We start from the raw sequence: 17,756 nt of genomic DNA, 5'->3' as shown, positions 1-17,756 counted from the left end.
GGGTCTTCGGACCCCGTTTTTATTTTCTCTTACTTTCATTCCCCAGCCCGCTTCTTTACACTAACAGCCGATTAACAGGCCCCGCGGAGGCACCATGCACTGCCCCTTTTGCAACGCAACCGAAACCAAGGTAATCGACTCCCGTCTGGTGGGCGATGGCCTGCAGGTGCGCCGGCGGCGTGAGTGCAATGCCTGCCGGGAGCGTTTCACCACCTTTGAAACCGCCGAGCTGGTGATGCCGCGCATCATCAAAACCAGCGGCATTCGCGAGCCCTTTAACGAAGACAAGCTGGAAGCCGGCATGCAGCGGGCGCTGGAAAAGCGTCCGGTCAGCACCGAGGCCATCGAGCAGTCCATCAGCCGCATCAAGTCGCGGCTGCGGGCCACCGGCGAGCGGGAAGTCAAATCCGAGCTGGTGGGCAACCTGGTGATGGACGAGCTCAAGCAGCTCGACAAGGTCGCCTATATTCGCTTTGCCTCGGTGTACCGCTGTTTTGAGGATCTGCGTCAGTTTGGCGAAGAGATAGCCCGCCTGGAGCAATAAGTGTTCACAACCCAAGATGCGCGCTGGATGGCCAGGGCGCTTGAGCTGGCCCGCCGTGGCCGTTTTACCACCAGCCCCAACCCGGCGGTGGGTTGCGTGATCGTGAAAGACGGTCAACTGGTGGGCGAGGGCTTTCACCGGCGTGCCGGCGGCCCTCATGCCGAAGTCTTTGCCCTGCGTGCCGCCGGTGAGGCCGCTCAGGGTGCCACCGCCTATGTCACCCTGGAGCCCTGTTCCCATTATGGTCGCACCCCGCCCTGTGCCCAGGGTCTGATTGACGCCGGCGTGTCCAGAGTGGTGGCCGCCATGGTGGATCCCAACCCTCAGGTTGCCGGTCGCGGCCTGGCCATGCTGCAGGACGCGGGCATTCGGGCCGAGGCCGGGCTGATGACCGACGAGGCCGAGGCGGTCAACGTGGGCTTTTTGCACCGCATGCGCACCGGCCGTCCCTTTGTGACCCTGAAGCTGGCCGCCAGCCTGGATGGCCGCACCGCGCTCGCCAACGGCGAAAGCCAGTGGATTACCGGCCCGGCGGCCCGGCGTGATGTGCAGCGCCACCGGGCGCAAAGCTGCGCCATTCTTTCCGGCGCCGATACCGTGCTGATGGACAACGCCGCCCTCAACGTGCGCTGGCAAGAGTTGCCGGCGTCGCTGCGCCAGGACTATGCCGAAGCCGAACTGCGCCAGCCTCTGCGCATTGTGATCGACACCCAAAACCGGCTGCACGCCGGGCTGCGGCTGTTTGCGCAGCCCGGCCCTGTGCTGCTGCTGCGCGGCGAGGTGACCGGCGGTTTTGGCGACCAGGTGGAAGAATGCGTGCTGCCGCTGGCTGATAACGGCAAGCTGGATCTGGCGCTGCTGCTGGAAGAATTGGGCCGGCGTCAGCTGAATCACCTCTGGGTAGAGGCGGGGGCCACTTTGGGTGGCGCCCTGTTCAGCGCCGGCCTGGTGAATGAGCTGATTCTGTATCAGGCGCCCATGCTGATGGGCAACCCGGCCCGGGGCCTGCTGGCGCTGCCGGAATTTACCGCCATGAGTCAGCCGCCAAGGCTGGCCTGGCAGGATTGCCGCCTGGTGGGCGGCGATCTCAAACTGACTGCAAGGGTAACCGACTGATGTTTACCGGTATTGTTGAAGCCACCGGCACCCTGGCCGCCATCGAGCGAAAGGGTGCCTCCTCGGTGATCCGCATTCACTGCCCGGGGCTGGACCTGTCCGATGTCGCCCTGGGCGACTCCATCGCCACCAACGGCGTCTGTCTCACCGTGACCGAACTGGGCAAGGATTACTACTGCGCCGACGTGTCGATTGAAACCCTTAATCGCACCGGCTTTGCCGACTACCAGTCGGGCCAGGCGGTAAACCTGGAAAAGGCGCTGCTGCCCACCACCCGCCTCGGCGGTCACCTGGTGTCCGGCCATGTGGACGGCGTGGGCCGCATCAGCAAAAAGAGCAAGGTGGGCTTTGCCATTGAGCTGTGGGTCGACGCCCCGGCCGAACTTTCCCGCTATATTGCCGAAAAGGGCTCCATTACCGTGGACGGCATCAGCCTGACCGTGAACGCGGTATCGGGCGCGGCCTTTAAATTGACGCTGGTGCCCCATACATTAAATAACACCACACTGAACGACTGGCAGGTTGGCCGCAGCGTCAACCTGGAGGTAGACATTATCGCCCGCTACCTGGAACGCCTGCTGGCCGGTGGCCAGACTCAGGCGTCGAGCGGACTCACTCTGGCGACCCTGGCCGCCAGCGGTTTTGTGAAATAGCGGCTAACCGAATCAACCAAGGGGAACATCATGGCCTTAAGCAGTACCCAGGAAATCATCGACGACATTCGTCAGGGCAAAATGGTCATTCTGATGGATGACGAAGACCGGGAAAACGAAGGCGATCTGATCATGGCCGCCGAACACGTGCGTCCGGAAGACATCAACTTTATGGCCAAATACGGCCGGGGCCTGATCTGCCTGACCCTGACCGAGGCCCGCTGCCGCCAGCTCGACATTCCCCAGATGGTGAGCCGCAACACCGAGCAGTTCTCCACCGCCTTTACCGTCTCTATCGAGGCCGCCGAAGGAGTGACCACCGGTATCTCCGCCGCCGACCGGGCCCGCACCGTGCAGGCCGCCGTGGCCAAGGACGCCAAGCCCGCCGACCTGGTACAGCCAGGCCATATCTTTCCGCTCAAGGCCCAGAACGGCGGCGTGCTGACCCGCGCCGGCCACACCGAGGCGGGTTGCGATCTGGCCCGGCTGGCGGGGGTGGAGCCGGCGGCGGTGATCGTGGAAATTCTCAACGAAGACGGCACCATGGCGCGCCGCCCGGACCTGGAGAAGTTTGCCGAGGAGCACGGCATCAAGCTGGGCACCATTGCCGATCTCATCGAGTACCGCAACGAGAACGAAACCACCATCGAGCAGGTGGCCCGCTGCAAGCTGCCCACCGAGCACGGCGAGTTCGAGCTGGTGACCTTCCGCGACACCATCGATAACCAGGTGCACTTTGCGATGCGCAAGGGCGAGATCAAGGCGGACCAGCCGGCGCTGGTGCGAGTGCATATTCACGACATGCTGAGCGACGTGCTGATGACCGATCGCCACGCCAGCCGCAGCTGGCCGCTGGACAAGTCGATGGCGCGCATTGCCGATGAAGGCGGCGTGCTGGTGATCCTCGGCAAGGAAGAAACCCCGGATCACCTGTTGTCGGTAGTTCGCATGTTTGAAGCCGCCGACAAGGGCGAGCGCCCGGAGGCGGCCAAGCGCCAGGGCACGTCCCGCCGAGTGGGTGTGGGCTCGCAGATTTTGCGCGCCATGGGTGTGGGCAAGATGCGCCTGCTGAGCTCCCCCAAGCGCTACCACGCGCTGTCGGGCTTTGGCCTGGAAGTGGTGGAATACGTCACCGAATAAGGCCGGACCAACGGCACACCGTTCCGGCCGGCATGATGCCGGCCGGACTTTTTGTGGGAGCCTTTCAATGAGCAAGTTGCTGACCAGTGCCGATTTTACCGACATGCCCTGGAAAAACGGCGGCGGCACCACCCGCGAGCTGTTCCGGCTGCCCGCCGAGGGCGAGTTTGATCTGCGCCTGTCCATGGCCCGGGTAGGGCAAAGCGGGCCCTTTTCGTATTTTCCCGGGGTGGACCGGGTACTGATGCTGCTGAGCGGCGACGGCTTTGCGCTCGATCTGGCCGGTGAGCCGCACCGTTTGGACACCCCCTTTGCGCCACTGCACTTTGCCGGTGAGCAAGCGGTGCACTGCCGGCTGTTGGGCGGGGAATGCCTCGACTTCAACCTGATGGTCCGCCGCGACTGGGGCAGGGCCAGCCTGCGAGTGCACCGGCGCCGGGCCGGCGAGGGCTTTATCAGCGAAGGGGCGCAGGCCCGGCTGTGCTATGAGCACGGCGACGCGCCCAGGTTGTGGCTGCTGGAACCGGGCGAGGCCCTGACCCTGGCACCTGCCGATGCCTCTTGGCCGCTGATTGAAATTGAGCTGTATCCCCATTCGCTGGACGCCCATTTACTTTCGGAGAGCCGCCATGCTTGAGTATCTGTGTCACGACACCGCCGCCAACCCCGATGCCTGCGTGATTTGGCTGCACGGCCTGGGCGCCGACGGCCACGATTTTGCCCCCATCGTGCCCGAGCTGGGGTTGCCTGCTACTGCGGCGGTGCGCTTTGTGTTTCCCCATGCGCCGGCCATGCCGGTGACCATTAACGGCGGCATGGCCATGCCCGCCTGGTATGACATTCTGGCCATGGATATCGACCGCAAGGTGGATGAAACCCAGTTGCGCGCCTCGGCGGCGGCGGTGGTGGAGCTGATTGAACAGCAGTTGGCCGCCGGCATCGACAGCCGGCGTATCGTGCTGGCGGGCTTTTCTCAGGGGGGCGCCGTGGCCTATGAGGCGGCATTGGGCTATGACCAGCCCCTGGGCGGGCTGATTGCCATGTCGACCTATTTCGCCACCGCCGACAGCATAGTGCCGAGCGAGGCCAACCGTGCGCTGCCCATTCAGGTGCTGCACGGCACGCAGGATCCGGTGGTGAGCGAGCAGCTGGGGCTGCGTGCCTGCCGTGCCCTGGAAGCCCTCGGCCATGTGCCCGAATATCACAGTTATCCCATGCCGCACGCCGTGTGTGCCGAGGAGATTGCCGATATTTCCCGTTTTCTGTGCCGCTGCCTGGCACTCAAATAAGCAAAAGGAACCTTCATGAATATTCAGGAATTGCAGAGCAAGCTGGCCGACGCGCCGGAAACCATTGAGTTCGCCGAGGTGATGGCGCTGATTGACGGTCTTTACGAGTTCCATCCGGTGGCCTTTACCAATGGCGAACAGCGTAATGACGCCGGCCAGAACAACGGCTCTTGCAAGCTGTTTGCCTTTGCCCGGTTGCAGGGCTTTGACGAGCAGGAAACCCTGGCCTGCTTTGGCGCCTTCTACCGTGACGACGTGCTGGGCAACCCGGACGGCGACGATCACCAGAACATTCGCAACTTTATGAAAACCGGCTGGATGGGCATCGAGTTTCAGGGTGATGCACTGACCGCGAAGTAATCCCCCTCCGGGGAGCCGAAAGCACGTTCTGGCGTAGGTTGGGATGAGCGCAGCGAATCCCGACCTTTCACTGGCGCCTTTGTGTTGGAATTCGCTTTGCTTATTGCCAACCGACTACACGTCTCACGTCTCACGTCTCACCTTCATGGCCCGGCGATTGCGATACCACTCGTATAGCGCCCGGCTGCGAAAGCTGAGCAGCGCCAGCAAAATCAGCACACACCCCATGATCTTCTGGACCGGCATCGGCTCGTGATACCAGAACACGCTGATCAGCACCGTCCATATCGGCTCCAGCATCATGATCAGGGCGGCGTTGGCGACGTTACTGAATTTTTGCCCGGCGCTCTGGCAGAAAAAGCGCAGCGAGGTGGCCAGCAAAACGCTGGCGGCAAACCAGCCCCAGATATCGGGTGCCACCTGCTCGGGCCAGCGTTCAAACAGGGCGGAATAGCCCAGATGCATGACGCCGGTGACCGCCAGCTGCACAAAGGTAAGCGCCATGGGATCCACCCGTCGGGCAAAACGGCTGTTCAGGCTAAAATACAGCGCCAGTGACACCGAGGCCAGCAGAAACAGCAGCTGACCGAGGGAGAGGGAAAGGCCGTTGCCCGAGGTCAGCAAAAACAGTCCGGTTACGGCAATGGGCAGCGCCAGCCAGAACTGACGGCCGGGTCGCTCGCGAAACAACAACCAGGCCAGGGGCGGTACCATCAGCATGGCCAGGCTCATGATAAAGGCGCCTTCGCCAATGCCATCGCTGTGCATTACCGCCTGAATCCAGAAAATCAGATTCAGGGTCATCACCAGGCCGATGCCGGCGGTTTTGAGCAGGTTGGCGAACGAGGTGGCCCGCAGCTGACGATAACAGAAGGGCAGCAGAATCAGTGCCGCCAGTACAAAGCGCCAGCCCACGAAGCCTGCCGGGGGCAGGGCGGAGATCGCCTCCTTGGAAAACAGCCAGCCCGCCGAGGCCAGCAGGGTGGCGGTGAGTATAAGCAGATCGCCGCGCCGTTCCGGCAGCATAAATACCCCTTGAATTGCTTGATATGAAGATGGGCCGCGCAGTGAACGCGCCGAGGAGCCGAACAACCGGCCGTTGTCCGCCGTCTGTCTACTCTAAGGTATTTGTACGGACTTGCACACTCGCACGAAAGGTTCTTTGTGAGTCCTGTCTTCCTCGTCGCCCCTGGGGTGGCCATGGCCTACGCTTGTAGGGGGTGCGAGCGGCAGCGCACCGGCAGGAGGACATCATGTCACAGCACGACACTCAGCCCGGCGGCGAACAGGATCAATACCAGCAAATCGACATGGATCCCGGTGTCATCATGGAGCGGCTGGACAGCTGGCTCGATGGCGCCGTACGGCTGGTGCCCAATATAGTGGTGGCCCTGGTGGTGTTGGCGCTGTTTTATGGCCTGGCGGTGATGGTGCGGCGCATGGTGCTGGCCCACGCTCGCCGGCGAGAGCGGGAAAACCTGGGGGAGGTGCTGGGAGGCTTTGTCAAATGGGCCATGGTGCTGCTGGGGTTTCTGCTGGCGGCGACCATTGTCATTCCCAGCCTGAAACCGGGGGATCTGATCGCCGGGCTGGGGGTGAGTTCGGTGGCCATTGGCTTTGCCTTCAAGGACATACTGCAAAACTGGCTGGCCGGGCTGCTGATCCTGCTGCGCCAGCCCTTTAACATTCGCGATCAGATTGAAGTGAATGGCCATGAGGGCACGGTGGAGCGCATTGAAACCCGCGCCACCATCATCAAGACCCATGACGGCCGGCGTATCGTCATTCCCAACAGCGATATCTACACCAATGCCGTGCTGGTCAAAACCGCCTACGAGCAGCGGCGCAGCCAGTATGATGTGGGCATTGGCTATGAGGACGACATCGACCAGGCCTGCGAGTTGCTGGTGCGAGCGGTGGCCAAGGTGGAAGGGGTCAGCCAGGAGCAGGGCGTGCAGGCGCTGCCCTGGGATCTGGCCGCCAGCTGGGTCACCATTCGCGTGCGCTGGTGGACCGACAGTCAGCAGGGCTCGGTCACGCAAACCCATGCCCGGGTGGTGAAAACCATCAAGCAGACCCTGGAGCAGGCTAATGTCGACATGCCCGGTGAAACCCGTCTGTGTCTGCTGCAACGCCAGGATGATGCCGGCGAGGCGAGCACGAACGCCGGCGACTGAGCCCCGCACCGGGGGCTGCGCCACTTGTCGCCGACGCCCTCGTCAAGGGCGCCCCAAGGCTTTTGTCAATCGCCGATTGTGCTAGAATGTGCGCACTTTTCTGCAAACAAGGATTCCCATGAAGGTAATCGAAGGGCTGATGGCCGCACCCGAGGCCAAAGTGGCCATCGTGGTCGCCCGTTTCAACAGCTTCATCAACGACAGCCTGGTGGCCGGCGCCCTCGACGTGCTCAAGCGTCAGGGTCAGGTCAAGGACGATAACATTACCCTGGTACGGGTACCCGGCGCGGTAGAAATCGCCCTGGCCTGTAAAAAACTGGCCAAAACCGGTAAGTATGACGCCATCGTGGCCCTGGGCTGCGTGATCCGCGGCGGCACCTACCACTTTGATCTGGTCGCCAACGAAAACAGCAAGGGCATGGCCGGCGTGATGATGGAGTATGAAGTGCCCATCGCCTTTGGCGTGCTGACCACCGAAAACATTGAACAAGCCATCGAGCGCGCCGGCACCAAGGCGGGTAACAAGGGCGCGGAAGCGGCCTCGAGCGCGCTGGAAATGATTAACGTCCTGCAGCAGCTGGACTGAGAGGAGTACTGCATTGAAACCGTCTGAACGCCGCAAGGCCCGCCGACTCGCCACCCAGGCCATTTACCAGTGGCAAATGACCAAAGACAACGTGGCCGACATTGCCCAGCAGTTTGCCCTGGAGCAGGAAACCAAGGGTGTGGACATGGACTATTTCCGTGATCTGCTGTTTGGTGTGTCGGTTCACGCTGCCGATCTGGATGGCGTCTTTTCTTCCTACCTGTCCCGTCCGCTCGCCGAGCTGGACATGGTGGACAAGGCGGTGCTGCGGTTGGCCTGCTACGAGCTGACCCGGCGTGAAGATGTGCCTTATCGGGTCGTGATCAACGAAGCCATTGAACTGGCCAAGGCGTTCGCCGCCGAAGACAGTCACAAGTTCGTGAATGGTGTGCTCGACAAGGTCGTCAAGCAGTTGAAAAAATAACAAAATGCACGGGAAAAAAGCCAGCTGACGCTGGCTTTTCATTTTCTATGAACGAGTTTGAAATAATAAAACAATATTTTACCACCGACAGCGGTCGCAAGGACGTGATCATGGGCCCGGGCGATGACTGCGCCCTGCTGCAAATGCAGCCCAATACCCTGCTGGCGGTCAGCACCGACACCCTGGTGGCCGGTGTGCATTTCTTTGCCGACATGGATCCGGTGGCCCTGGGGCACCGGGCGCTGGCGGTCAATCTGTCGGATCTGGCGGCCATGGGCGCCGACCCATGCTGGGTGTCGCTGGCGCTGACCTTGCCCGAGGTAAACGAGGCCTGGCTGCGCGGATTCTGCGAAGGTTTCTTTGAACTGGCGGAATATTACAACGTGGCCCTGGTGGGCGGCGACATGACCCGCGGCCCGCTGTCGATCACCGTGACCGTGCACGGCTCCCTGCCCAGAGACCGGGGTCTGCGTCGTAACGGCGCCAAGGCCGGCGACGGCATCTATGTGACCGGCACTTTGGGGGACGCGGCCCTGGGCCTGCAGCAGCAGCTGGGCAAGGTCACAGTGGACGAACAGCACTGCGAGTTTGTGCGCACCAAGTTTGAACACCCGCATCCCCGCATTCTTGCCGGCCAGGCCCTGCGCAACATCGCCTCCAGCGCGCTGGATCTGTCCGACGGCCTGCTCGGGGATCTGGGTCATATCACTGCCGCTTCCAGCCTGCGTGCCCAGCTGGAGCTGGAGCACCTGCCCCTGAGCCAGGCGATGATTGATACCGTCGGGCTGGAGCAGGGCTGGCAGCTGGCGCTGACCGGCGGCGACGATTATGAACTGTGCTTTACCGTACCCGAAATGCACCGGGGCCAGCTGGAAACTGCCCTGGCCCATTGCGGGGTCAAGTTCACCCGCATCGGCCGCATGGTGGCCGGCGAGCCGGGAGTGGAACTGCTGGCGGAAGGGAAGCCCTATAAGCTGACGGCCCGAAGCTGGGATCACTTTCGGAGCGGCGAATGAGAAAGCCCGAACTGGCGGCGCTGAAGCTGTCCAACCCGTTGCACCTGCTGGCCCTCGGCTTTGGCTCCGGCCTTAGCCCCATCATGCCCGGCACCATGGGTACCCTGGCGGCCATTCCGCTGTATCTGCTGATACAGGGCCTGCCGCTGTGGCTCTATGTGGCCTTGCTGGTGGTGGGCTTTGTGGCCGGCATCAAAATTTGCAATGCCGCCACCAGTGCCATTGGCCGGCACGATCACGGCGCCATCGTATGGGACGAATTTATCGGTTTTGGCGTGACCATGCTGGCGGCCCCGGCGGGCTGGCAGTGGATTGCCATTGGCTTTGTGCTGTTCCGTTTCTTTGACATGGTAAAGCCCTGGCCGATCAGCTGGTTCGACCGCCGCGTGCACGGCGGTTTTGGCATTATGCTCGACGATCTGATTGCCGGCCTGTTTGCCCTGGCCTGCCTGCAGGGGCTGGCGCTTTACCTCTGAGCGGAAGCCAATTACCGCCCACCTCGGCCTGCAGATACCCGGTTGTGTCTGCAGGCTTGTTTCAACATAGGGGCACCTCTCTTCCTTGCCCGGCGATATGCAGGTGGCCTGCTCTAGTCGGAAACGGGCCACTCCGGCTCACTCAGAATGCCCTGTTTGATTAAGCGTTCTCTGCGTTGATTGATGGTCAGTTTTAATTCATCACGAATCAATCGAATGGCCGGGGAGAACATCTGGCGACTGGGGGTAACAAGCCACAACTCGGTCAGGGGAATCCTGTAGTCGACCATGACCCTTTGTAGCCGTCCGGCCAGTAAATCCTCGGCAACATCAATGGCCGATTTTTTGGCAATGCCCGCACCATCAACACACCAACGGCGAACAATATCGCCATCGTTAACACAGCGATTGCTGGTCATTTTCACTTTATATCTGGTCTCGCCGTTATACAGCTCCCAGTCATCATGCATGACCTCGTAAAGCTTATACAGTAACGCATTGTGTTCAGGCAGCTCTTCAGGCGTGGTGGGGGAGCCGTGCTCTACCAGGTACTGGGGTGACGCACAGAGCAGATGCGGAATATTGCATATTTTAAATCCGTACAGGTTCAAGTCCTGCAGGGCGGTTCGGGTCATCGCCCGCAAGGCTACATCGACCCCATCTCTGTAAAAGTCCACACGACTGTCGCTGACATGCAAACGGACCCTTACCTCCCGGTGTTGACTCATCACCCGGTTGAGCAAGTCACGCATCAGGTTGCGCCCCATCTCCGATGACATCGCCATTTTGACCTCACCACGAACAAAGGGCTGCCTCTCGTTGATGGTCATCTGGCCCTGATGCAGTAATTCAAGGGCTTGTTGGCACAGTGGCAGGTAACGTTCCCCTTCTGGGGATAACCGTAGCTGACGCGTTGTGCGCACAAAGAGCTGGGCACCCAATGCATTCTCTATACGCTTTAATGCGGTACTGGCTTTGGCGGTACTCATATCCAGCTGATTGGCTGCGGCGGTAATCGATTGAAGCTCTGCTATTTTGGTGAACACTTGTAAATCTTTAATATTCATAATGTGACTCTCCATTCACCAAGGTGAGCACCCGAGTAAGAGCATCCTGGAGGCAGGCAACCCAGGCTCCTGGCATCAGCGGTTTGAGATCAGTTGGTATCTGCCATTGGTACGAAAGTAAAGAATGGCATCCTGGTCGGATACACTGATATTGTGATCGAACTGGCCGGTTGAACCAAAATAACTGCCGGCTGCGAGTTCTTTTTCATCCCGGGTTTCCGCAGACCGGTAGGTAACGTCTCCCTTGATGACAATGCCACGAAACTCTTCGGCATCGACGTGGATCTGGCCGGTATAACCGGCGGGAAGTTTTACCAGGGTTCCGCCCAGCTCTCCGGCCTGGTTGCTGCCCCATAGGGCGGTAACCTCTGCATCCTCGCCTTTAATCAATTTCATGTCTGACTGGTTCAGCCACACCATATTGGAGGCATGCAGGTTGATTGGCTTTTCACCGTTTTCGAAGTGCTCGTCTGAAGGTTGAACAAGGTAAGGACCACTGTCAATTTCCAGGTAGATGAGGTTTTCCTCTCCATTTGCTGCAGTAATGTGGTTCTCGCCGGCGGGCTGAGTCCAGAATGAGCCGGTGGGCATCCACATGGACTCGGCCTTGGGATCGTCGTTGTGCATCAGCCCTTCGATGACCACGCCACGATAGGTGATATTGTGAATATGGGGGGGAGATGAGAACCCTTTGTTGAATTTAACCAGCATGCCCGCGGCGGTATTCTTGGTGCGATCCCCCCAAAGATCCGCGGCACCTGGACTTCTAATACCACGAAGGGGATTCAGGTAACCCCACTGTACTTCCTCTGCAGTGACAACTTCGGACTGCATGTTTACATCTTCGGCGAATGACAACGGCGAAACGAAAGTTCCTGCCAATACCAGACTCAATGTTGCCTTGTTAACGCGCATCGTTGGCTCCTCTTTAAGTTACAGCGACAAGGTATTCCATATGATAGAGACCGAGCTTATTTCGCAAAAAGAGGGCTGAACCGAAAAGACTATTAAGAATTTTTTGATAATACAGAACCACAGGCAGCACCTGCCCATCCGGGAAGACGCCGGCCGCAGGCTCGGGCGTGTTTGAATTGCCGTTCGTCAACGCGGGCGCGGCGCCGAGGAGGTCAGCCAAGTCATATTAACCATGATCTGTCTGTGGATAATATTCTAGTCATAAAGTCTGGATTGTTTTTCAAGTGTAAAAATATATGCTGAAAATTTGCTGCTTAACTGCGTAATCAGTCTTTGTCTTTGGTTTGCAACCGGATTAGAATGCGCCCTGATGTTAACGTTTTGTTGCGGATTGGTGAGCCGGGTTGTGGCCAAACGAGGCTATAGTAAGGTCACTTCAGCCACCGGCCGCCCCGGCGCAGCAACGGGCGCCAGTCCCGTTTAAGGATGAGCATGTCGTTACTGGAAGTTAAAAACCTGCGGATTGAATACCCGTCCCGCCACGGCGTCATGGCCGCCGTGGAAGATCTTTCCTTTACCATCGAAAAGGGCGAAATTCTGGGCGTGGTCGGTGAGTCCGGCGCCGGCAAGTCGACCATCGGCAACGCCGTCATCGATCTGCTGAGTCCGCCCGGGCGCATTGCCAGCGGCGATGTCTACCTGGACGGCGAGAAGATCTCCGCGCTGTCGGCCAGCGCCATGCGCACGGTACGGGGCAAGCGCATCGGCTTTATTTTTCAGGATCCCATGACCTCCCTGAATCCGCTGTTTACCGTGGAGTATCAGATGGTCGAGACCCTGCTGGCCAACACCGGCCTCACCCGCGAGCAAGCCCGTAAAAAGGCCATTTCCCTGCTCGATGCCGTGGGCATTCCCCAACCGGAGCTGCGCATTCAGCAATATCCGCATCAGTTTTCCGGCGGCATGCGCCAGCGGGTGGTGATCGCCATTGCGCTGTCCTGCGATCCGGAGCTGATCATTGCCGACGAGCCTACCACGGCGCTGGACGTGTCGATTCAGGATCAGATCCTCACCCTCATTCGCGGCCTGTGCAAGGAACGCAATGTGGGCTGCATGCTGGTGACCCACGACATGGGCGTGGTGTCGAACGTCACCGACCGGGTGGCGGTCATGTACCGGGGCAAGCTGATGGAAATCGGTGCCACCGAGCGAGTGCTGGGCACGCCCGAGCACGCCTATACCCGCAGCCTTATCTCCGCCGTGCCCCGCTCCGACATCAAGCTGCGGCGATTTCCGCTGGTGTCCTACATTGAAGACGCCAAGGAAAAGGCCAGTCTGGATCTGAAAAGCCACTGGCTGGGCCAAAGCCAGGATCAGCGCGACTATGAGGGCGCCCTGCTTCGAGTGGAGCACTGCAACCTGCGCTTTGTCACCAAAGACTCGATTTTTCCGTCCCGGCGGGAATACCTGCAGGCCACCAATGATGTCAGCTTTGAGATCTTTGAGGGCGAGACCTTTGGTCTGGTGGGGGAGTCGGGCTCCGGCAAGTCCACCATAGCCCGGGCCATTACCGGGCTGTATCCGCCCGATACCGGCAAAATCTGGTTTGAGGGCATCGAACTTACCGCCATCAAGACCGAGCAGGAACGCCGCCCGCTGCGCCGGCAGATGCAAATGGTGTTTCAGAACCCTTATTCGTCGCTCAATCCGCGCATGCGGGTGGAAGACATTATCGCCGAACCCATTCGTTTTCACGGCCTGGCCGGCAATGACGCTCAGGCTCGCGGCATCGTCGCCGATCTGCTCGACTACGTGGGCTTGGGCCGCGCCGCCGGGGTCAAATACCCCCACGAATTTTCCGGCGGCCAGCGCCAGCGCATTTCCATTGCCCGGGCCCTGGCCACTCGACCGAGGCTGCTGATCTGCGATGAGCCCACCTCGGCGCTGGATGTGTCGGTGCAGGCGCAGATCCTCAACCTGCTCAAGGATCTGCAGGACGAGCTCAAGCTGACCATGCTGTTTATCAGCCACGATCTGCCGGTGATTCGGCAGATGTGCGACCGCATCGGGGTGATGAAAAAAGGCACCCTGGTGGAGGTGGCGCCCACCGAACAACTCTTTACCCATGCCGCGGATCCCTACAGTCGCTCGCTGATCTCCCTGATGCCGGAGTTCAAGGGCATGTCCCGGGAAGGGCTGGATATTTCACAACAGGCCTGAGGGCCAACGTTAACCCAGTAAATGGAGTGCGAAATGAAAAAAGGACTCAACAGAATAGCTGCTGCCCTGGTGGCCGCCGGTGTTGCCTTCAGTGCCCAGGCCGCCGACATCACCATTGCCTACGACGCCGATCCGGTGTCCATGGATCCGCACGAGCAGCTGTCGGGGGCCACCCTGGAGCTGTCGCACCTGGTGTTTGACCCCCTGGTGCGCTGGACCAAGGATTTTAAATTTGAAGCGCGGCTGGCGGAGAAGTGGGAGCGGGTGGACGACAACACCATGCGCTTTCATCTGCGCCAGGGCGTGACCTTTCACAGTGGCAACCCCTTTACCGCCGACGACGTGATCTGGACCTTTAACCGCCTGAAAACCTCTCCCGACTTCAAGGCGTTGTTCGAGCCTTTCTCCGAGGCCAAAAAGGTGGATGAGCACACCGTGGATCTGGTGACCAAGGGCCCGTTCCCGTTGGTGCTGAACACCGTTACCTATCTGTTCCCGATGGACTCCAAGTTCTATACCGGCACCACCGCAGACGGCAAGGACAAGGGCGAGGTGATCAAGCACGGCAGCTCCTTTGCCTCCACCAACCCGTCCGGCACCGGCCCCTTCAAGCTGAAGTTCCGCCAGCAGGGGGTCAAGGTGGAATATGAGCGCAACGCCGATTACTGGGACACATCTTCTCCCGGCAACGTGAACAACATGACCCTGGTGCCGATCAAGGAAGACGCCACTCGAGTGGCCGCCCTGCTGGCCGGTGACGTGGACTTTATCAAGCCGGTATCGCCCAACGATCACAAGCGGGTGGAATCCGCCAGCGGCGTCAAGCTGGTGACCGAGCCGGGCACCCGCATCATTACCTTCCAGATGAACCAGGATCGCTTTGAACCGTTCCGCGACGTGCGTGTGCGTCAGGCGGTGAACTACGCCATCAACCAGGAAGGCATCGTCAAGCGCATCATGCGTGGCTTTGCCACCACCGCCGGTCAGCAGGCGCCGGCGGGTTATGTGGGTCACAACCCGGAGCTGGTGCCCCTTTATGATCTGGACAAGGCCAAGGCGCTGATGGCGGAAGCCGGCTACGCCGATGGCTTCAAGATCAGCATGATCGCCCCCAACAACCGCTATGTGAACGACTACCGCATTGCCGAGGCGGTCAAGGCCATGCTGGCGCGCATCAACATTGACGTGGAGCTCAAGACCATGCCGGTGGCCCAGTACTGGCCCGAGTTCGACAAGTGCTCCGCCGACATGCTGATGATTGGCTGGCACTCCGACACCGAAGACACCGCCAACTTCTCGGAATTCCTCACCATGACCCGCAACGAGGAAACCGGCCGGGGTCAGTACAACTGCGGCCATTACGCCAACCCGGCGCTGGACAAGCTGATTGAAGACGCCAACGTCGAAACCGACGGCGCCAAGCGGGAAAGCATGCTGCAGCAGGCGGAGAAAATGCTCTATGACGACGCCGCCTTCGTGCCCCTGCACTGGCAGAACCTGGCCTGGGGCGCCCGTGACAATGTGAATGCCGAGCCCATTGTCAACGCCATGGACTTCCCCTATCTGGGCGATCTGGTCGTTAAGGAATAACGAGTGGTGGGATCGGGGACGCGGCACCGGGCTCATCCGGTATCGGTTCCCGATCCCCATTCCCCGGTCCTGCAGTTGGAACTTAAAGCATGTTTACTTTTCTGCTTAAACGCGTGTTTCAGGCCCTGGTGGTGATGTTTGTCATCAGCCTGGTGGCCTTCTCGATACAGGACAACCTGGGTGACCCCCTGCGTGAGCTGGTGGGGCAGTCGGTGTCGGAAGAAGTGCGTCAGCAGATGCGCGACGAAATGGGCCTGAACGATCCCTTTATGGTCAAATACGGCCGCTTTGTGGGCAATGTGCTGCAGGGCGATTTCGGCACTTCCTATTTCTTCAAGCAGCCCACCATCGAAGTGATCTTTGAAAAGCTGCCCGCCACCCTGGAGCTGGTGTTCTGTGCCAGCGTGCTGATCATCGCCCTGAGCATTCCGCTGGGGGTGTATTCGGCCATCAAGCCCAGGGCCGTGCTCTCCAAAATCATTATGGGGGTCAGCATAGTGGGCATTTCGGTGCCGGTGTTCCTCACCGCCATTCTGCTGATGTATGTGTTTTCCATTGAACTGGGCTGGCTGCCCGCCTACGGCCGGGGCGAACTCACCAGCCCGCTGGGCTGGGAGTCGGGGCTGTTTAACTGGCAGGGCTTTCGCAACCTGATCCTGCCGAGCATTGCACTGTCGTCCATCATGCTGCCGCTGTTTATTCGCCTGGTGCGCTCGGAAATGCTGGAGCAGCTCAGCTCCGAATACGTCAAGTTCGCCTGGGCCAAGGGCCTGGACAAATATCGCATCTGGTTTGTGCATGCACTGAAAAACACCCTGCTGCCGCTGATCACCGTGGGCGGGGTGCAAATCGGCACCATGGTGGCCTACACCATTCTCACCGAAACCGTGTTTCAGTGGCCGGGCATTGGCCTGTTGTTCCTTGAGGCCATTACTCGGGTGGATACGCCGCTGATCACCACCTATGTGATTTTTGTGGGCTTTATCTTTGTGGTCACCAATACCATCGTCGATTTGATTTACGGCCTGGTGAACCCCACCGTCAACCTGGCAGCAAAGGGATAAGCGCATGAGCACCGAACTTCAATTGAGTCGCTGGGCCCGCTTTCGCCGCTCCGACTTTCTCTATCATTTTCTGCGCGACAAGGTCGCCATGGTCAGCTTTGCGGTGTTTGTGGCGTTGGTGGCGGCGGCCTTTCTGTCGCCGCTGATCGCCCCTCACAACCCCTATGATCTGGCCTCCATCGACATTCTCGACTCCGAGCTGCCGCCGAGCTGGCAGGACATGGGTGACGAGCGGTTTGTGCTGGGCACAGACGTGCAGGGCCGGGATATTCTCAGCACCATTCTCTATGGCTCCCGAGTGTCGCTGATCATTGGCCTGGGGGCGGTGGCGCTGCAGCTGGCCATTGGCATAGTGGTGGGCCTGAGCGCCGGTTACTTTGGCGGGCGCATTGACAACTTTCTGATGCGCATTGCCGACGTGCAGCTGTCGTTCTCCACCATGATGGTGGCCATTATCGTATCGGCGGTGTTTCAGGCCACCCTGGGCAGCGATTTTTACGCCCAGTATGCGGTACTGATGCTGGTGGTGATCATCGGCCTCGCCGAATGGCCGCAATACGCCCGCACCATTCGCGCCACCGTGCTCGCCGAAAAGAAAAAGGAATACGTGGAAGCGGCGCGAGTGATGGGATTCAAGTCGATGCGCATCATGTTTCGCCACATTCTGCCCAACTGTTTGTCGCCCATTCTGGTGATTTCCACGGTGCAGGTGGCCAACGCCATCATGAGTGAAGCGGCGTTGTCGTTCCTCGGCCTGGGCATGCCGGTCGACAAGCCCTCGCTGGGCTCGCTGATCAGCATGGGCTTCAGCTACATCTTCTCCGGATCCTGGTGGATCACCGCCTTTCCCGGCATTTATCTGGTGGTGCTGGTGCTGGTGATCAACCTGCTCGGTGACTGGCTGCGGGACGTGTTTAACCCCAAGATCTACAAGGGGTAAAACATGGCTGTAAGCCATCAGCTTTAAGCTATCAGTGTGTGCGTCATGGCCTGCAGGCACAGTGTTGTGTCTGCAGGTTTTTTTATGCATTCCCACGCAGAGCGTGGGAATGCGGTGAAAAGACGTCGCCCCCGCGAAGGCTCCAAAAGACGTCGCCCCCGCGAAGGCGGGGGGCCATA

At 60.0% G+C, this 17,756-nt stretch carries 19 protein-coding genes; 16 read left to right on the top strand and 3 right to left on the bottom strand.

Translation table 11 applies throughout. The annotated features are described in order from the left end of the window. Positions 1–94: 94 nt before the first annotated feature. The 7 genes from nrdR to OJHNALOF_RS16565 all read left to right on the top strand — a co-directional run bounded on the left by nrdR (position 95) and on the right by OJHNALOF_RS16565 (position 5,102). Positions 95–544 (top strand): transcriptional regulator NrdR, encoded by a 450-nt coding sequence (gene nrdR / locus OJHNALOF_RS16595; RefSeq protein WP_094201724.1) that lies wholly within the window; start codon positions 95–97, stop codon positions 542–544. After that, positions 545–1,660 (top strand): bifunctional diaminohydroxyphosphoribosylaminopyrimidine deaminase/5-amino-6-(5-phosphoribosylamino)uracil reductase RibD, encoded by a 1,116-nt coding sequence (gene ribD, locus OJHNALOF_RS16590; protein WP_165662739.1) that lies wholly within the window; start codon positions 545–547, stop codon positions 1,658–1,660. After that, positions 1,660–2,313 (top strand): riboflavin synthase, encoded by a 654-nt coding sequence (locus OJHNALOF_RS16585; RefSeq protein WP_165662738.1) that lies wholly within the window; start codon positions 1,660–1,662, stop codon positions 2,311–2,313. Before ribD ends, OJHNALOF_RS16585 begins: the two co-directional genes overlap by 1 nt. Positions 2,314–2,343: 30 nt before the next feature. After that, positions 2,344–3,453 (top strand): bifunctional 3,4-dihydroxy-2-butanone-4-phosphate synthase/GTP cyclohydrolase II, encoded by a 1,110-nt coding sequence (ribBA, locus tag OJHNALOF_RS16580; protein WP_094201721.1) that lies wholly within the window; start codon positions 2,344–2,346, stop codon positions 3,451–3,453. 67 nt (positions 3,454–3,520) lie between these two features. Further along, positions 3,521–4,090 (top strand): HutD family protein, encoded by a 570-nt coding sequence (locus tag OJHNALOF_RS16575; protein ID WP_165662737.1) that lies wholly within the window; start codon positions 3,521–3,523, stop codon positions 4,088–4,090. Further along, on the top strand, positions 4,083–4,742 hold the full coding sequence (locus OJHNALOF_RS16570; RefSeq protein ID WP_094201719.1) for an alpha/beta hydrolase: 660 nt from the start codon (positions 4,083–4,085) through the stop codon (positions 4,740–4,742). The genes OJHNALOF_RS16575 and OJHNALOF_RS16570 overlap by 8 nt, the downstream gene beginning before the upstream one ends. A gap of 15 nt (positions 4,743–4,757) precedes the next feature. After that, positions 4,758–5,102 (top strand): HopJ type III effector protein, encoded by a 345-nt coding sequence (locus tag OJHNALOF_RS16565; protein WP_094201718.1) that lies wholly within the window; start codon positions 4,758–4,760, stop codon positions 5,100–5,102. A gap of 123 nt (positions 5,103–5,225) precedes the next feature. On the opposite strand, the gene OJHNALOF_RS16560 is transcribed toward OJHNALOF_RS16565, so the two are convergent. Further along, positions 5,226–6,128, bottom strand: coding sequence for a DMT family transporter (locus OJHNALOF_RS16560; RefSeq protein ID WP_165662736.1), 903 nt, complete (start codon positions 6,126–6,128; stop codon positions 5,226–5,228). Positions 6,129–6,355: 227 nt separating this feature from the next. On the opposite strand from OJHNALOF_RS16560, the gene OJHNALOF_RS16555 reads away from it, so the two are divergent. From OJHNALOF_RS16555 to OJHNALOF_RS16535, 5 genes are all read left to right on the top strand, one after another. After that, positions 6,356–7,279, top strand: a complete 924-nt coding sequence (locus tag OJHNALOF_RS16555) for a mechanosensitive ion channel family protein (protein WP_165662735.1) — start codon at positions 6,356–6,358, stop codon at positions 7,277–7,279. A 118-nt stretch (positions 7,280–7,397) separates the two neighbouring features. After that, positions 7,398–7,865 carry a 6,7-dimethyl-8-ribityllumazine synthase gene (gene ribE / locus OJHNALOF_RS16550; RefSeq protein WP_094201715.1) on the top strand — a complete coding sequence of 156 codons (468 nt, stop codon included), beginning with the start codon at positions 7,398–7,400 and terminating at the stop codon, positions 7,863–7,865. Between the two features lie 13 nt (positions 7,866–7,878). Continuing rightward, entirely contained in the window at positions 7,879–8,289 is a 411-nt protein-coding gene (nusB, locus tag OJHNALOF_RS16545; RefSeq protein WP_094201714.1) for a transcription antitermination factor NusB, read from the top strand. Positions 8,290–8,336: 47 nt separating this feature from the next. Beyond that, complete coding sequence (gene thiL, locus OJHNALOF_RS16540; protein ID WP_094201713.1) at positions 8,337–9,305, top strand: thiamine-phosphate kinase; 969 nt, start codon at positions 8,337–8,339, stop codon at positions 9,303–9,305. Beyond that, complete coding sequence (locus tag OJHNALOF_RS16535) at positions 9,302–9,781, top strand: phosphatidylglycerophosphatase A (protein ID WP_165662734.1); 480 nt, start codon at positions 9,302–9,304, stop codon at positions 9,779–9,781. Before thiL ends, OJHNALOF_RS16535 begins: the two co-directional genes overlap by 4 nt. 113 nt (positions 9,782–9,894) lie before the next feature. On the opposite strand, the gene OJHNALOF_RS16530 is transcribed toward OJHNALOF_RS16535, so the two are convergent. After that, positions 9,895–10,848: a LysR family transcriptional regulator gene (locus tag OJHNALOF_RS16530; RefSeq protein ID WP_165662733.1), complete on the bottom strand. Its 954-nt coding sequence runs from the start codon at positions 10,846–10,848 to the stop codon at positions 9,895–9,897. Positions 10,849–10,923: 75 nt separating this feature from the next. After that, positions 10,924–11,763 (bottom strand): DUF4437 domain-containing protein, encoded by an 840-nt coding sequence (locus OJHNALOF_RS16525; RefSeq protein ID WP_165662732.1) that lies wholly within the window; start codon positions 11,761–11,763, stop codon positions 10,924–10,926. A 492-nt stretch (positions 11,764–12,255) separates the two neighbouring features. Here OJHNALOF_RS16525 and OJHNALOF_RS16520 point away from each other — a divergent pair, with 492 nt between their 5' ends. The 4 genes from OJHNALOF_RS16520 to OJHNALOF_RS16505 all read left to right on the top strand — a co-directional run bounded on the left by OJHNALOF_RS16520 (position 12,256) and on the right by OJHNALOF_RS16505 (position 17,577). Further along, the gene (locus tag OJHNALOF_RS16520; RefSeq protein ID WP_165662731.1) at positions 12,256–13,983 is read left to right on the top strand and encodes an ABC transporter ATP-binding protein; all 1,728 of its coding nucleotides are present in this window, start codon (positions 12,256–12,258) and stop codon (positions 13,981–13,983) included. 33 nt (positions 13,984–14,016) lie between these two features. Continuing rightward, a complete protein-coding gene (locus OJHNALOF_RS16515) occupies positions 14,017–15,573 on the top strand; it encodes an ABC transporter substrate-binding protein (RefSeq protein ID WP_094201707.1) in 1,557 nt (518 codons plus the stop codon). 89 nt (positions 15,574–15,662) lie between these two features. Next, complete coding sequence (locus OJHNALOF_RS16510) at positions 15,663–16,637, top strand: ABC transporter permease (protein ID WP_094201706.1); 975 nt, start codon at positions 15,663–15,665, stop codon at positions 16,635–16,637. Between the two features lie 4 nt (positions 16,638–16,641). After that, positions 16,642–17,577, top strand: a complete 936-nt coding sequence (locus OJHNALOF_RS16505; protein WP_094201705.1) for an ABC transporter permease — start codon at positions 16,642–16,644, stop codon at positions 17,575–17,577. Positions 17,578–17,756: the final 179 nt, after the last annotated feature.

The sequence above is a fragment of the Oceanimonas sp. MB9 genome, from assembly GCF_011319775.1.
Classification (GTDB): domain Bacteria; phylum Pseudomonadota; class Gammaproteobacteria; order Enterobacterales; family Aeromonadaceae; genus Oceanimonas; species Oceanimonas doudoroffii.
The sequence above is the reverse complement of the archived record's forward strand: the minus strand, read 5'-3'. Positions and strand labels throughout refer to the sequence as shown.

Coding starts and splice junctions, on each gene's coding strand:
- nrdR (WP_094201724.1), top strand. CDS start 95: ATGCACTGCCCCTTTTGCAACGCAACCGAAACCAAGGTAATCGACTCC.
- OJHNALOF_RS16585 (WP_165662738.1), top strand. CDS start 1,660: ATGTTTACCGGTATTGTTGAAGCCACCGGCACCCTGGCCGCCATCGAG.
- ribBA (WP_094201721.1), top strand. CDS start 2,344: ATGGCCTTAAGCAGTACCCAGGAAATCATCGACGACATTCGTCAGGGC.
- OJHNALOF_RS16575 (WP_165662737.1), top strand. CDS start 3,521: ATGAGCAAGTTGCTGACCAGTGCCGATTTTACCGACATGCCCTGGAAA.
- OJHNALOF_RS16570 (WP_094201719.1), top strand. CDS start 4,083: ATGCTTGAGTATCTGTGTCACGACACCGCCGCCAACCCCGATGCCTGC.
- OJHNALOF_RS16565 (WP_094201718.1), top strand. CDS start 4,758: ATGAATATTCAGGAATTGCAGAGCAAGCTGGCCGACGCGCCGGAAACC.
- OJHNALOF_RS16560 (WP_165662736.1), bottom strand. CDS start 6,128: ATGCTGCCGGAACGGCGCGGCGATCTGCTTATACTCACCGCCACCCTG.
- OJHNALOF_RS16555 (WP_165662735.1), top strand. CDS start 6,356: ATGTCACAGCACGACACTCAGCCCGGCGGCGAACAGGATCAATACCAG.
- ribE (WP_094201715.1), top strand. CDS start 7,398: ATGAAGGTAATCGAAGGGCTGATGGCCGCACCCGAGGCCAAAGTGGCC.
- thiL (WP_094201713.1), top strand. CDS start 8,337: ATGAACGAGTTTGAAATAATAAAACAATATTTTACCACCGACAGCGGT.
- OJHNALOF_RS16535 (WP_165662734.1), top strand. CDS start 9,302: ATGAGAAAGCCCGAACTGGCGGCGCTGAAGCTGTCCAACCCGTTGCAC.
- OJHNALOF_RS16530 (WP_165662733.1), bottom strand. CDS start 10,848: ATGAATATTAAAGATTTACAAGTGTTCACCAAAATAGCAGAGCTTCAA.
- OJHNALOF_RS16525 (WP_165662732.1), bottom strand. CDS start 11,763: ATGCGCGTTAACAAGGCAACATTGAGTCTGGTATTGGCAGGAACTTTC.
- OJHNALOF_RS16520 (WP_165662731.1), top strand. CDS start 12,256: ATGTCGTTACTGGAAGTTAAAAACCTGCGGATTGAATACCCGTCCCGC.
- OJHNALOF_RS16515 (WP_094201707.1), top strand. CDS start 14,017: ATGAAAAAAGGACTCAACAGAATAGCTGCTGCCCTGGTGGCCGCCGGT.
- OJHNALOF_RS16510 (WP_094201706.1), top strand. CDS start 15,663: ATGTTTACTTTTCTGCTTAAACGCGTGTTTCAGGCCCTGGTGGTGATG.
- OJHNALOF_RS16505 (WP_094201705.1), top strand. CDS start 16,642: ATGAGCACCGAACTTCAATTGAGTCGCTGGGCCCGCTTTCGCCGCTCC.